The 13,456-nt window shown below is 57.4% G+C and carries 12 protein-coding genes, 1 tRNA gene and 1 riboswitch; of the genes, 9 read left to right on the forward strand and 4 right to left on the reverse strand.

Annotated elements, in window-relative coordinates:
- The first annotated feature begins 35 nt into the window (after positions 1-35).
- Positions 36-1,019, forward strand: coding sequence for a carbohydrate ABC transporter permease (locus H2O65_RS00730; RefSeq protein WP_220458758.1), 984 nt, complete (start codon positions 36-38; stop codon positions 1,017-1,019).
- The gene (locus H2O65_RS00735) at positions 1,016-1,966 is read left to right on the forward strand and encodes a carbohydrate ABC transporter permease (protein ID WP_182141727.1); all 951 of its coding nucleotides are present in this window, start codon (positions 1,016-1,018) and stop codon (positions 1,964-1,966) included. Before H2O65_RS00730 ends, H2O65_RS00735 begins: the two co-directional genes overlap by 4 nt.
- A gap of 101 nt (positions 1,967-2,067) precedes the next feature.
- Here the strand turns inward: H2O65_RS00735 and H2O65_RS00740 are convergent, their stop codons facing one another.
- Both H2O65_RS00740 and gluQRS read right to left on the reverse strand, forming a co-directional pair.
- Positions 2,068-2,742 (reverse strand): TetR/AcrR family transcriptional regulator, encoded by a 675-nt coding sequence (locus H2O65_RS00740; RefSeq protein WP_182141728.1) that lies wholly within the window; start codon positions 2,740-2,742, stop codon positions 2,068-2,070.
- Between the two features lie 213 nt (positions 2,743-2,955).
- A complete protein-coding gene (gluQRS, locus tag H2O65_RS00745; RefSeq protein WP_182141729.1) occupies positions 2,956-3,882 on the reverse strand; it encodes a tRNA glutamyl-Q(34) synthetase GluQRS in 927 nt (308 codons plus the stop codon).
- Positions 3,883-4,023: 141 nt separating this feature from the next.
- Positions 4,024-4,111, forward strand: a riboswitch (SAM riboswitch).
- A 4-nt stretch (positions 4,112-4,115) separates the two neighbouring features.
- Here gluQRS and H2O65_RS00750 point away from each other — a divergent pair.
- The 3 genes from H2O65_RS00750 (at position 4,116) to H2O65_RS00760 (ending at position 6,826) form a co-directional block, all read left to right on the forward strand.
- A complete protein-coding gene (locus tag H2O65_RS00750; RefSeq protein ID WP_182141730.1) occupies positions 4,116-5,105 on the forward strand; it encodes a methionine ABC transporter ATP-binding protein in 990 nt (329 codons plus the stop codon).
- A gap of 2 nt (positions 5,106-5,107) precedes the next feature.
- Entirely contained in the window at positions 5,108-5,842 is a 735-nt protein-coding gene (locus H2O65_RS00755; protein WP_182141731.1) for a methionine ABC transporter permease, read from the forward strand.
- Between the two features lie 120 nt (positions 5,843-5,962).
- Positions 5,963-6,826 carry a MetQ/NlpA family ABC transporter substrate-binding protein gene (locus H2O65_RS00760; protein WP_182141732.1) on the forward strand — a complete coding sequence of 288 codons (864 nt, stop codon included), beginning with the start codon at positions 5,963-5,965 and terminating at the stop codon, positions 6,824-6,826.
- Between the two features lie 205 nt (positions 6,827-7,031).
- On the opposite strand, the gene upp is transcribed toward H2O65_RS00760, so the two are convergent.
- Positions 7,032-7,670: a uracil phosphoribosyltransferase gene (gene upp / locus H2O65_RS00765; protein WP_182141733.1), complete on the reverse strand. Its 639-nt coding sequence runs from the start codon at positions 7,668-7,670 to the stop codon at positions 7,032-7,034.
- Positions 7,671-7,729: 59 nt separating this feature from the next.
- Here upp and tadA point away from each other — a divergent pair, with 59 nt between their 5' ends.
- The 4 genes from tadA to H2O65_RS00785 all read left to right on the forward strand — a co-directional run bounded on the left by tadA (position 7,730) and on the right by H2O65_RS00785 (position 11,075).
- On the forward strand, positions 7,730-8,194 hold the full coding sequence (gene tadA, locus H2O65_RS00770) for a tRNA adenosine(34) deaminase TadA (RefSeq protein ID WP_220458759.1): 465 nt from the start codon (positions 7,730-7,732) through the stop codon (positions 8,192-8,194).
- A gap of 81 nt (positions 8,195-8,275) precedes the next feature.
- A complete protein-coding gene (locus tag H2O65_RS00775) occupies positions 8,276-10,174 on the forward strand; it encodes a potassium transporter Kup (RefSeq protein ID WP_182141735.1) in 1,899 nt (632 codons plus the stop codon).
- 124 nt (positions 10,175-10,298) lie between these two features.
- Positions 10,299-10,922 (forward strand): superoxide dismutase, encoded by a 624-nt coding sequence (locus H2O65_RS00780; RefSeq protein WP_182141736.1) that lies wholly within the window; start codon positions 10,299-10,301, stop codon positions 10,920-10,922.
- A gap of 64 nt (positions 10,923-10,986) precedes the next feature.
- A tRNA-Ser gene (locus H2O65_RS00785) sits at positions 10,987-11,075 on the forward strand.
- Positions 11,076-11,158: 83 nt separating this feature from the next.
- Here H2O65_RS00785 and H2O65_RS00790 read toward each other — a convergent pair.
- Positions 11,159-13,456: an ATP-binding protein gene (locus H2O65_RS00790; protein WP_182141737.1), complete on the reverse strand. Its 2,298-nt coding sequence runs from the start codon at positions 13,454-13,456 to the stop codon at positions 11,159-11,161.

The following is a 13,456-nucleotide window of genomic DNA, read 5'->3' on the forward strand; positions in this document are numbered from 1 at the left end:
GAAGCGGGCCCCGCGCTACAAATCTTAGGAATATGGTGAGCTGGTTACTACATACAAAGGTCGGCCAGATGGTTCTGGCCGTGATCGCGATCATTGCGATCGTTGCGATCCTGCTCCTGATGGCGTCCCTTGCGGATCGCCTTAAGGGTAAGAGCAGAAATGTCGCATCGGTTCTGGTGTTCGTGATCCCCGCATTTTTCCTCCTGGGGATGGGCCTCATCTGGCCCGCAGTCCTCACGACATATAACTCCTTCTTTGATAGAACTTCGACCACTTTCGTAGGCTTTGAAAACTACGGGTGGTTGTTCACAAACTCAGACTCTCAGCGCGCATTCATAAATACTGCGATCTGGGTCCTGCTTGTCCCGGTCGTCTCGGTACTTGTCGGGCTGCTCTATGCGTTACTGATCGATGGCAAGAAGTTTGAAAAGGTCATGAAGTCGCTGCTCTTCATGCCAATGGCAATATCGTTCGTGGGTGCTGGCATCATCTGGCGCTTCATGTATGACTACCGTAGCGCCGGGCAGAATCAACGCGGGCTACTGAACGCAATCATCGTTGCGTTTGGTGGGGAACCCGTGCGTTTCTTGCAGGACAGCCCCCTCAACACGCTCTTCTTGATTGTCGTGCTCATTTGGGTCCAGGCAGGTTTCGCCATGGTGCTCCTCTCAGCTGCTATCAAGGGCATCCCCATGGAGCTAATCGAGGCAGCACGACTCGATGGCACGAATGCGTGGCAGATGTTGACCAAAATTACAGTCCCGACAATTCGGCCAACTCTGGTGGTTGTCTACACGACTATTACTATCGCGACACTGAAGGTCTTCGACATTACCCAGACCATGACCGGAGCAAAGTTCCAAACCCAAGTTCTTGCGAACCAGATGTATGACCAGTCATTCACCTTCGGAAATGCCGGTTTGGGCTCTTCGACAGCCGTGATCATCTTTGTCCTTGTTATCCCCATCGTGGTGTTTAACATCCGACAGATGCTGAAGAACAAGGAGGTTCGCGGATGAGCACCATTGCAGAAGTACTGCCGAATGACGATCAGGCACCCCCGAAGCGTCGCGGCAAGAAGACCGATACCGGGCACGTAGGTGCTGTGACGTTGGCGAAGAAGTCGTTGAGCAACCGCTTTGCATCTTTGATTGCAGTTCTTATCGCGATCATGTGGACGGTTCCGACCTTGGGTTTGCTCATAACCTCGTTCCGTCCTGAGGCTGATATCAAGTCAACCGGTTGGTGGACCTGGTTTGCCAATCCTTCGGTAACCTTGTCAAACTACGAGGCCGTCCTCTTTGGCACTTCGTCTCAGGGCAACCTGCTCAACTACTTGACCAACTCTTTGGTAATCACTATCCCAGCAACGATTGCCCCGCTGGCTATTGCTGTGATGGCTGCCTACGCCTTTTCATTCATGAAATGGCGAGGACGGGACCTAGTTTTCGTCATTGTCTTCGCAATGCAGATTGTTCCGCTCCAAATGGCGCTGATTCCTTTGCTACGCATCTTCAGTTCCACCTTTGGGAACTCATTCCCGTTCATGTCGATTTGGGTTGCTCACACTGCATTCGCGCTCCCTCTGGCGATTTTCCTCTTGCATAACTTCATGCAAGAGATCCCACGGGAGCTTATTGAGGCCGCCGAGGTCGATGGAGCCGGACATGTGGCTACGTTCACCCGGGTGGTTCTTCCACTCATGGTGCCAGCCATCGCATCATTTGCGATCTTCCAGTTCCTCTGGGTGTGGAACGACCTGCTTGTGGGCTTGACGTTCTCCGGTGGTCAGGAGCTAACCGCTCCGCTCACCGCGCGCCTCCAGTCTCTCGCTGGGTCGCGCGGTCAGGATTGGCACCTCCTTACTGCGGGCGCGTTTATCTCGATGATCATTCCGCTCGGGGTGTTCTTCTCCTTGCAGAAGTACTTCGTGCGGGGTCTAACTGCGGGTTCTGTGAAGGGCTGATCGTTCCGACGACAGAAAAGGCCGACACCTGGTGTTATCCCAGGTGTCGGCCCTTTTGTCTCACCGATCCTTAAGAGCGGTTGGCCAGATTTGGGTGGATGCTAGTTAACAGTCGCCTGTTCGTCCTCGTCAACCAGTTCTTGAGTGTCACCCGAAGGAACAACGGTGACCCAGCAAATGTAGAGGGCGTGGATGCTCTGCTCGAAAGCTGCCTCAACTTCTTCTTCCGACAAGGGAAGAGCGTGAGCATTCTCTAGCGAAACATACCCGTGGAGTAGTGCCCACAGTCCCGCCGCCATTTTCTGCGCGTCCATCTCCTTGTCGGGGACTTCGTCGACGATGCGTTGGCATAGCGACAAAAGTGGAGCATGGATGCGTGCCGCAATATTCTTTGCTTCCGGGTTGATGCGGTCGGTAAGGCTGCCAGGGCGGCGTGCCTCTTCCATTGCCTCAAAGGTTCCCGCAAAAGCGAGGGGGTCGGCAGTTGCATGCTTGCGATAGAAAGTAGCGAACTTGAGGAGGTCATCCTCGGAGTTTTCGCTCGGATTGGGATCATACTGGTCGCCAAACAGTCGATCCAAGTCGCGGATCACAACTTCCGCCATGAGGGCTTCCTTTGACCCAAACAGCGTATAAACGGCATTCGTTGAGGTCTCAACATTTCTTGTGAGAACTCGCAACGAAACACCGTGGTATCCGTCGACGGTGAGCATCTGGCGCGCTTCTTCAATCAGGCGCTCTCGTAGTGTCTCATCGTAGATTCGGGGACGACCCACGGTGACTCCTTAATAGTAGAGAGCAGCGTTTGCTGCTCAAGCGGATTTCTGACTAGACAAGCTTCCCTTGCAAGTGCCTCTACCTGCAAGGTTGATCTCTTTGGACGAAATCGTATGGATTGCATCCACATGTCAGACTACGGCCAGTCAGCCCAAATAACACCAATAGGAAACATCTCTGCACCTTTGAGCGGGGTGATTGGAGTAGCGCGATTACTCTTGGGAAACTGCTGTGGGTCTGATATTTGGGGGTAGGAACGTCCACGGGTCGCCAGTGAGACGTGCTTTGGCGAAATGCTCCAGGAAATCGGCCGCACTTCGCACCTTGCTGAGCTCCAGCGACTCCGCAAGTATCTGCACCACGTCAGCCGTGTTGAGTCCGGCTTCGTGCAGTTCGCGCAGAGTGACTGCACCGTCTCGCTTCGCCAGGCGCCTGCCCGTGGGGCCTAGGACGAGGGGGACGTGACCGTAAAGGGGTTCGACTCCTCCGAGTTCGTGAGTTAAATATGCCTGGAGCGGTGAGGAAGCCAGTAGGTCGTCGGCGCGCACCACCTGGTCAACCCCCATCGCAATGTCATCGACAACCACGGCCAGGTTGTATGCAAAAGCTCCGTCACCTCGTTGGAGGACGGCGCTGTCGGTGGGCCCGGTGAACCGCCCTCGACCCATGTCGGTGATCGTCCAGTTCGCCGCTGTGGGTCGCAACCGCAGGGCTGGCTGCAAGCCGCGGTCCGCCAGTTCGGCCCTGCGTCTAAGGGCCACGCCCTCTGAGAGGCGCAGACATGTTCCAGGGTAGTGTCCAGGCGGTGCGTGAGCCGCAGAGGCTGCCTCGCGGATGTCGCGCCTCGAGCAAAAACACTCAAACACCAGGTCATGTTCCTGCAAAGCATCGATTGCGCTTTGGTAACGGTCCAAGCGCTCACTCTGGACGACAATGTCCCCATCCCAGTCGATTCCGAGCTCCTCAAGGTCATCGATCTGGGACTGGGGGTCGCGGAAGCGCTGCCGGTCAAGGTCCTCAAGACGCAGGTAGAAGTCTCTCCCCGTGGATCTGGCGTAAGCCCACGCAATAAGGGCTGTTCTGAGATTTCCAAGGTGTAAATCACCCGTTGGGGATGGTGCGTAACGGCCCGCATTCATCGCACCCTCCTTCCTCCTACTGGCATTCCTTCACGAGTCTGCTTCAGTCGTTTTCCACAGCGGTGGCAGCCAGCGGTTGCTGTCCACACTCTGGAAGGCAATTTGCCATTGGTCTGTCTGACAACCCTATTATCATTGCAACAACCATCTAGAGCAGCTGAGAGACCTGGCTCGTTGACGCTGCAGCAACCAGCAACACGCGTGGTGCTACCGCCAGGACCGATGGAGGAACCTTGATTGAACTAGTCGATGTCCGAAAGGTCTATGACATCTCCGGTGCGACTTCTGTCGTCGCACTGGACAACGTCACCCTTTCGATTCCGGCCGGTGCAATCCACGGAATTGTTGGTCAGTCTGGTGCGGGCAAATCCACTCTGATTCGCTGCCTCACCGCCCTCGAACGCCCAACAACAGGACAGATTGTCGTCAACGGTATCGACATGACGGCCCTATCGGGACCGGAACTACGGGCAGCACGCCGCAACATTGGCATGGTGTTCCAGACCCCTAACCTTCTTGACTCGCGAACCGCTGCAGCCAATGTCGGTTTTCCCCTCAAACTTGCCGGTGAGTCGAAAGACAAGGCGGCTGCTCGGGTTCAGGAACTGCTGACCGTTGTGGGCCTAGGAGAGCGTGGAGCCTCATACCCCGCGCAGCTCTCCGGCGGTCAGCAGCAACGTGTCGGAATCGCGCGGGGGATGGCCACCAATCCACCTGTCCTGCTGTGTGATGAGCCAACCTCGGCCCTGGATGCGTCCTCGACGAAACAAGTGATGGGACTGCTACAGAAACTTCGTGACGAATCCGGAGTTACCGTCGTCATCATCACACACGAGATGGAAGTGGTTCGGGATTACTGTGACTCCGTGACACTCTTGGAACACGGACGCGTTGTTCAAAGCGGCCCAATTGCCAAGGTACTGGAGAGCCCGGACTCTGCGCTTGCAGAGGACCTGGTGCCGCGTCCCAACATTGATGGTGTGGAGATCCCTGATGGGAAAGCTCTTCTGGATATTTCTTTCACCTCCAGTCCCGGTGTACCAACCGGCGCCACGGTCCTCAATCTCGTTGCCTCTCTGGGTGCTGACGTCGCAGCAGGCCGATTTGAGTCGATTGGTGAAGTGCAAGTTGGCCGCCTAGCTATTACGGTGCCCGCCTACCACTCAAACGCAATCCGCGGCCAGCTTGAACGCAACGCTATTTTGGTCAGAGAGTGGGTCTGATCATGACGGTCTTCTCGCAACTCTTTGTCTCCACGAGTCAGCTCTCCCTAATCTTTGCGGCCCCCGGTGGACCCCGCTGGGGCGATAACCCAGCTATTCAGCAGAAGTTCTGGCCAGCGGTTCTCGAAACGCTTCTGATGGTGGGTTGGGGAAGCCTAGTCACCGTCATCCTTGGTCTCCCGCTCGGCCTCCTCCTCGCGTCCAGTTCCCGTTCGGGTCTGAAGCCAAGGGCGGCGCTGAACCAGGCTGTTGGAGTCGTCGTCAACGTGGTGCGGTCCTTCCCATTCATGATCCTTCTGATCGCGCTGATCCCTTTCACTCGCCTGCTTGTTGGGAGTTCGCTGGGCTGGAAAGCAACTGTCGTCCCCCTGGTGGTTGGCGCCGTACCGTTCTTCGCCAGATTAGTGGAGACCAATATCAATGCGGTTTCCCCCGGGAAGATCGAGGCGGCACAGATGATGGGTGCATCCAACATGCGCATTGAGTGGGCGGTGCAGGTCCGTGAGGCTATGCCATCCCTGGTGCAGTCCGTGACTACCCTGTTCATCACGCTAATCGGATACTCCGCCATGGCTGGCGCCGTCGGAGGTGGCGGGCTTGGCGCCCTCGCCATGAACTACGGGTACAACCAGTGGCAAGACGACGTCATGATCATCACCGTTGTGGCGATCATCGTCATCGTGCAGCTGGTCCAAATGCTCGGCGATATGATCAGCCGGCTGGTGGACCACCGCTGAGGCGCCACCAGCCGGAGTGACTAGATGGTACAAAGCACTCGGCAGAACCCCGACTAAACATCACCAACAGACTTTTCATTCTTCACAGCCCAATTGGGCACAACTAATGGAGGAAATACCATGCGTTCACTACGATACTTTGCAGCAACAGGTGCGGCCGCAGCCCTTGTCCTGGCAGGCTGCTCATCCGGCGGTGGCGACACCACCCAGTCGACCGAGGCGGAGCAGAATGACGCTGCCACAGAGGCAGCCGAGGGCGGAGACGTCGAGGTTCTGACTGTTGGGGCCAGCCCCAGTCCTCACGGCTCAATCCTCACCTTCATCAACGACAACCTGGCGGCTGAGGCAGGCCTGCAGTTGAACATCGTTGAGTTCTCTGACTACATCCAGCCCAATGAGGCCCTCAATGCCGGCGAATTGGACGCCAATTTCTTCCAAACCGTCCCCTACCTTGAGGCACAGACAGAAGAGCGCGGCTACGACTTTGTCGCAGGCTCCCCGGTTCACATTGAGCCCCTGGGCATCTACTCAGAAACCATCACTGACATCGCTGACGTTCCCGAGGGAGCTAAGGTAGGCGTCATCACCGACCCATCAAACCAGGGTCGCGCACTTGAGCTTCTTGCAGCCAACGGCCTCGTCGAACTTCCAGCAGATGGCGCGATCAACGCGACTACGGTGACACCCCTCAAGGGAATCAGCCTGATCGAGGTTGAAGGACCGTCCCTGGTTCGCAACCTGCAGGATGTTGACATCGCGGTAATCAATGGCAACTTCGCCCTCGAGGGCGGCCTGTCACCAGCGGATGATGCCCTGGTGGTTGAGGACGGTACGGACAGCCCTTACGCCAACCTGCTTGTGTGGAAGAACGGTACCGACAAGCTTGACGCCATTGAGAAGCTAGATGCACTACTCCGGAGCGACGAGGTCGCAGAGTTCATCAAGAGCACTTGGACGGATGGTTCAGTAATCCCAGCCTTCTAGTCGATAGCAATAGTGGGGGAGCAGCTGCTTGCTGCTCCCCCACTATTTGCCTCAGCGCGGTCCTTTGCGGTGCGGGTTAGGACGTACGGTGCGGGTTTGGCCAATTTTGACGCGGAATTACACCGTTATTCAAGCCGAACTCGCACGCTAAGGCGTAGTCGGCTCGCGGACGTTTCGTACGAAGTTTGCCCGCGCGCAGCCCGACTCAGTCGACGACCCCGTAGAGGCGGTCGCCGGCGTCCCCAAGGCCCGGAACGATATAGGACTTCTCGTTCAAGCCCAGATCCATCGCACCAGTCACCACAGTTACATCAGCGCGGTCGCCGATCTGCGCTTCGATCTCCGCAATCCCTTCAGGCGTTGCCAGAAGGCAGATGCAAACGATGCGCTTCGCGTTGTGCTCAACTAAGTATTCGATCGTCGCCACAAGGGTGTGACCAGTTGCCAGCATGGGGTCGAGGACGTACACCTCACGTCCAGACAGATCGTCGGGGAGGCGTCGAGCATATGTCTCTATCTCCAGTGTGTCCTCATCACGACGCATTCCCAAGAAGCCCACCTCAGCGGTGGGCATCATCGCCGTCATGCCGTCGAGCATGCCGAGGCCCGCGCGCAAGATCGGCACAACCAGGGGACGTGGCTCAGATAGACGAACACCCGTGGTCTGTGCCACGGGTGTCTCAATTTCAACTGGTTCAACGGCAACATCCCGTGTCGCCTCATACGTCAAGAGGGAGACAAGTTCGCCAACAAGGGAACGGAATGTCGACGAGGGCGTGTTCTTGTCACGAAGAACGGTGAGCTTGTGGTCGACCAGAGGGTGATCAATGACTTGGAGTTCCATGGGTACAGAATATCGTGCTTGCCGACCATCTGGACGCGCGAGGGCGTTATTGTGGTTTCATGGAAACTCAGCGAAGGTGGGAGCGGGCGATGAGCCGAGCCTTGCTGCTTGCCAACACTGCCCGCCAAGCTGGGGACGTACCGGTTGGTGCGGTCGTCCTCGACCAAAATGGCAACGTTGTTGGGCGGGGGTGGAATCGCAGGGAGGTCAATCACGACCCGACCGCGCATGCTGAGATCCTCGCCCTACGTGAGGCCGGTGAGAACCTCGGGACCTGGAACCTGGCCGGCTGCACGCTAGTGGTGACATTAGAGCCGTGCACAATGTGTGCGGGCGCAATAGTCAACAGCCGACTTGACCGTTTGGTGTTTGGTGCTTGGGAACCGGCGACGGGCGCTTGCGGGTCGATTCGGGACGTTGTTCGGGACACCCGGTTGAACCACCGGGTCGAAGTGGTTTCCGGGGTCATGCAAGCCGAGGCCGAAGTGCAGTTGCGCGCGTTCTTCGAGGGCTTGCGCCGCTGACTATCGACCGTGACGCACTGTCCAAAATTAGGCGCGGTTTGGGACTAGTCGCGGGGGCTTTGTGGTGACAGTATTCACCTCATGCTTCGCGATAATCGCGCGGGCGCATTAGCGCCGCTTGTAGTTGGGGCCATTGGCGTAGTCTTTGGCGACATTGGAACATCCCCGCTCTATACACTTCGTGCCGTCCTCACCCACGATGGCGGCGACTTTGCCCCGTCTGCGGTGCTCGGGGTTATCTCAATGATCATCTGGTGCCTGATAATCATTGTTACCTTCACCTACGTTGGCCTTATCCTCAAGGCCAATAACCAGGGTGAGGGCGGAATACTCGCGCTCGCAGCCCTGATAACCAGGAAGACCAAGAAGGTCGGCCGGTTGGCGTTTGTTGTCACCACAATTGCGATCATCGGTGCATCGCTGTTCCTAGGTGACGCCATGATTACGCCTGCCATATCGGTTCTCAGTGCAGCCGAAGGCCTTTCGGTTATCAACCCGGATCTTGCGCACCTGGTGGTGCCGATCTCTCTGATTGTCTTGACCACCCTATTTGCCTTCCAAAAGAAGGGTACGGCAGGCATTGGTAGCGCATTTGGTCCGGTAATGGTGATGTGGTTCCTGGTCCTTGCTGCACTCGGTCTGCCATGGATTCTCCGGGAGCCTGGAATTCTTGTCGCCTTGAGCCCAACATATGCGGTTGCATTCGCTATGGAGAGGCCCGCGATCGCGTTCTTTGCCCTGGGTGCGTGCGTCCTCGCCATCACGGGAGCTGAGGCCCTCTATGCGGACCTTGGGCACTTCGGACGCAAGCCCATAGCGGTGGCGTGGATCGCCTTGGCGTTACCAGCATTACTCCTCAACTATCTGGGCCAGGGAGCGTTGTTGCTGTCAAACCCGGCAGCAGTGAACAGCCCACTGTATGAACTAGCTCCGAAATGGGCGCTGGTTCCAGTCGTCCTTCTCGCGACATTGGCGACAGTCATCGCTTCTCAGGCTGTAATCACGGGAGCGTTCTCTATCGTGCGGCAGGCGATTCATATGAACCTCTTGCCACGCATGAGGATCGTGCAGACCTCACGTTCCAGCGGGGGACAGGTGTATCTCCCCGCAGTCAATGGAATCCTCTTTGTTGGCGTGTTCGCCCTAGTTGCAGCTTTTGGTTCGTCGGAGCGGCTCGCATCTGCGTATGGATTGGCTGTGACTGGAACGCTGCTTCTTGAGCTGTCCCTGTTCCTCATCTTCGCGCGGACGGTGTGGAAGTGGTCCCTGGTTCGAGTTGTCCCCATGGCCGTCCTCGTTGGTGGGTTGGAGTTAACCATATTCCTTGCCAACACCTCAAAAATCCTTTCCGGCGGCTGGATTCCCCTGGCTGTTTCCGCCCTCGTCGCCCTCTTCACATTCACGTGGGCAAGGGGCGCCAAGATCATGTTCGGTCGACGCCATGAGATGGAGGGCCCATTGCGACCCTACATCGCAAGTCTGCGCCGCAAGAAGATCCAGCGGGTTCCCGGTGTGGCCGTCTATCCACACGCGAGCCTCACCACCGTCCCCCTGGCATTGCGTTCCAGTGTTGCCTTCTCTCATGTCCTCCACGAACACGTCATCATCATGGTGGTGAAGCGGCTGGGCGTGCCCACCGTAAACGAGTGTGATCGTGTTGTAGTCGATGACCTGGGGAGCATTGATGATGGAATTGTCCGGGTTGAGTACCGCGTTGGATTCAATGACTCACAGAATCTGCCGAGGGCGTTGCAGTTGGCTCTGCATAAGAGTCCTGAGCTGGAGTTTGATGCGGAACAGGCTACCTATGTTCTTTCGGTCTTCCGGATCGAGCCGGCGGACAAGGGAGACCGGCAGCAGTGGCCCAGGTGGCAGCGGCAGCTGTTTCGGAGGATGGAAAAGACTTCGCACAACAGGACGCGGGCATTCCACCTCCCGCCTGATAGGACAATCGTCATCGGGGCAGAGGTGAAGGCGTGAGCGGCGTTTCCCCCACAGCGTAGCTCTCAGACGTAGGACCACTGGCCCATGCCGGTGTGAGGCGATAGGTTTAAGGGAGCCGGGCCGCCGGCATCGACCGGCGCGGGATCTACTAGGAGGAAGCATGGCTGTTTACGTACTACCGGAACTTGACTACCCATATGACGCCCTCGAACCGCATATTTCTGCGGAAATCATGGAGCTGCACCACTCAAAGCATCACCAGGCTTACGTCGATGGTGCCAACGCTGCGCTAGCCTCGCTCGAAGCCGCACGTGAGGCCGGGGACATGGCTGCGGTGAACCTGTATGAGAAGAACTTGGCGTTCCACCTCGGCGGGCACTCCAACCACTCCGTGTTCTGGAAGAACATGTCACCAAATGGCGGTGGGGAGCCCACAGGTGCACTTGCGAGCGCGATTGATGACAGCTTCGGGTCTCTGGAGAGCTTCAAGAAGCAGTTCACCGCTGCTGCTATGGGCCTGCAGGGTTCGGGATGGGCCGTTCTTGCCTACGACACCATTTCGGGTCGTCTGGTGACATTCCAGCTCTACGACCAGCAGGGCAATGTTCCCGTTGGAACCGTTCCACTCCTGATGTTGGACATGTGGGAGCACGCCTTCTACCTGGATTACAAGAACGTCAAGGCGAAGTACGTTGATGCCTGGTGGAATGTTGTTAACTGGGACGACGTGGCACGCCGCTTTGAGGCGGCCAAGGAGAACTACGGGAGTCTGCTTGTCGGCTAACAGCTGAGGCGGTACTCACCCAATTTCCCTGTCGCCCGTTAGCGTTGTAGACTTTCGATCGCCTGGAGACGTGTCCGAGCGGCCGAAGGTGCAACACTCGAAATGTTGTGTGGTTAATAGCCACCGTGGGTTCAAATCCCACCGTCTCCGCCAATTGAAAGACGCTGGAACCCCGGTTAGAGAAATCTGACCGGGGGTTCTTGCTATCTGCTTCCGGGCCGGTGGAGGGGTTCCCGTTAGACGATCAGCCTGCTTCCTTGCGGACTGACGATGGTCCCTGCGGAGCCTGATGACGGGGGCAGCAGGCGGATAACGACACGTCCGCTGGTGGACTGGTCCAGCACTCGAACGGACTCGTCGATAAAGCTCGGCGGCGGCGCCGCCGGTACGGGGACATCGGAACTGTCATCAAGCAGGACAACGTCGACCCCGCGTCGGCGGGCATCACTTGCGGCAGAGAGAATCGGCGTACCGACAAAAGATAGTGCGCGAATCCCATCGCGGAGCTCTGCCTCAAGGAGTCGTGCTTCCTGGCGCACTTCGGTTGTGAGTTCACAACCAAGCGCCACAGGGTTGATAAGAGGAACCGCGCGCCGAGCAATAGATTCCAGTGAAGTGGAGACACGTGAGCGAATTTCTTCTTGAAGTAAGCGTTCCTGGGTAATACGGCTGGCCGCTTCATCTTCTGCTGTCAGGTCATAGACCACATCCGTGGTCCACCACACAATGAGAGACCAAAACAGCAGTGCCAGTGCGGGGACCAGTAGCATTGATCCAATTTTGAGCACAGGTATGCCTTCACCTAGGCCCCACACCAGAGTCGTTACGGCCAGGCTGCCAAGCATCAGCCAGGCAACGCCCATGCGGCCCCGGGAGATAAACCCACATGCCAGCAGAGCTCCAAGGACAAGCGTCCAGGCCTCAACTCCCGGCCAAAGCGGCTCGCTAAGAGAAAGAAGGACCGCAAGGTTCCCCATTGCAATAATGGCGATAACTCCGGCTACTACCCATGGTCTCGCCGCGCCCACGCCCGCTTGGTGACGAAGGAGAGCGAAGTTCAAGCTTGCATACGCGACCAGTGCAAGCACCGATGGAAGGACCGAAGCAAACGATTCGTTCAGGAGCCAAATGTTGACGCCATAGCCGATCAAAACTCCAGTTGACACGGTAAACCCCACCCGCGAGACCATGGCTCCTTCCAGTCCCGTTACCCAGTGCTTGCGTGACTCTTCTGAGAACGACTCGTTCGCAGGGGTTGTGACACGTGGCCACATGAGTATCACAGTTGTTCCGACGCCGAGTTCTGTACGTACGTCAGCAGCTCCGCCGATCTCTTCAAGTCGGGTGCGGATTCCGTGTTCGAGGCCGAAGCGTCCTCGGCTTGTTACGTCGTCCCATTCGAAGCCGCCACCATTGTCGACAATACGGACGTGCAGCGCACAATCAACAATCTTGAACGTGGCAACGACGGCCAGTTGGTGGCCCCGAGGTGGGTTCCCGTGACGCAGCGAATTACCAACCGCCTCGGATGCTGCCGAAAAAAGGGAGCTGGAGGCGCCACCAAGATGGAATGATCTCACGTCCTCGTCCCCACAGACGGACACCTCCGGGAAGGCGGACTGAATCGCTTGGATCAAATCCCCGACATCGTGAAGGGGTTTCTCAGAGACCCGGCCCGTCAGCACAGTTGACGCTTCTGCGGCCGCCTGCTGCAGGAGTGGTGAGTTCTCGGGGTGCCCTGCAATAGCGGACAGAACCGAGAGGACGTGGTCGTGGACAAACTCATTGGCCCGTCGACGCGCGGTTGTCACCGCTCGTTCGGCGATTAACTCCTGTTCGTTGCGACGATGTTCACCCTGGACTTCATCGAGGTCTTCAGCAAGAGAGATCAACCATGAGTTTCCGAGCAGCAGAAGGATGCTGAGGGAAGCCATGGCGATGGTCGCCGCCATGCCACTGCCGGTAAGTGGGGACCCAAAGCGCAAGGGAAGTGTCAGAAGGAGGATCAGGTACGCGGCCCAGAGGGCCACCTGAACCCGTAGTGAACGAAATATTGTCAGGCCCTGCGCGGTAGCAGCGATCGAGTAGGGAATAGTAAGCACCAGCAGGTTGAAAAGAGGGGCCTGCCCACCCCCGGTCGGCGCTGCACTTCCACTCAGAGGTGAGAAAATGAGGAGCGATGCATAGGTGATGATGGCGCCCAGAGAAGAGACTCTCCATAGAATCGCGCAAGCCCGTCTGATCACGGGAGTGCGTGCCCGCAACTTGGCATTCTTCAGATCTTCCGCGTGGCAGCCGATCAGAAGCTCGATGGTTCCGCAGACACCACCGATGAAGGGCAAGATGAACATCATTAGTGTCACTAGGGGCCTTCCCCAAAGGTGACGCCACACGGCGTCAGTGCTCAGGGTGAGGCTGAGAAGCAGTGCGCCGACTACTGCTGCGGACCCGGCGATTGCTGTCAGAGTTAGGACGTAGCGTTCAAATCTGCCCTTTGCTCTGCGTGGGGCGAAGAAGTCTTTTGCTGTGTGCAA

The sequence above is a fragment of the Schaalia sp. JY-X169 genome, assembly GCF_014069575.1.
GTDB lineage: Bacteria > Actinomycetota > Actinomycetes > Actinomycetales > Actinomycetaceae > Scrofimicrobium.

Excerpts from the sequence above, each read along its gene's own strand:
- gluQRS (WP_182141729.1), bottom strand. The coding sequence starts at position 3,882 with ATGAATGCGGGCCGTTACGCACCATCCCCAACGGGTGATTTACACCTT.
- tadA (WP_220458759.1), top strand. The coding sequence starts at position 7,730 with ATGGAAACTCAGCGAAGGTGGGAGCGGGCGATGAGCCGAGCCTTGCTG.
- H2O65_RS00755 (WP_182141731.1), top strand. The coding sequence starts at position 5,108 with ATGACGGTCTTCTCGCAACTCTTTGTCTCCACGAGTCAGCTCTCCCTA.
- H2O65_RS00775 (WP_182141735.1), top strand. The coding sequence starts at position 8,276 with ATGCTTCGCGATAATCGCGCGGGCGCATTAGCGCCGCTTGTAGTTGGG.
- H2O65_RS00735 (WP_182141727.1), top strand. The coding sequence starts at position 1,016 with ATGAGCACCATTGCAGAAGTACTGCCGAATGACGATCAGGCACCCCCG.
- upp (WP_182141733.1), bottom strand. The coding sequence starts at position 7,670 with ATGGAACTCCAAGTCATTGATCACCCTCTGGTCGACCACAAGCTCACC.
- H2O65_RS00780 (WP_182141736.1), top strand. The coding sequence starts at position 10,299 with ATGGCTGTTTACGTACTACCGGAACTTGACTACCCATATGACGCCCTC.
- H2O65_RS00760 (WP_182141732.1), top strand. The coding sequence starts at position 5,963 with ATGCGTTCACTACGATACTTTGCAGCAACAGGTGCGGCCGCAGCCCTT.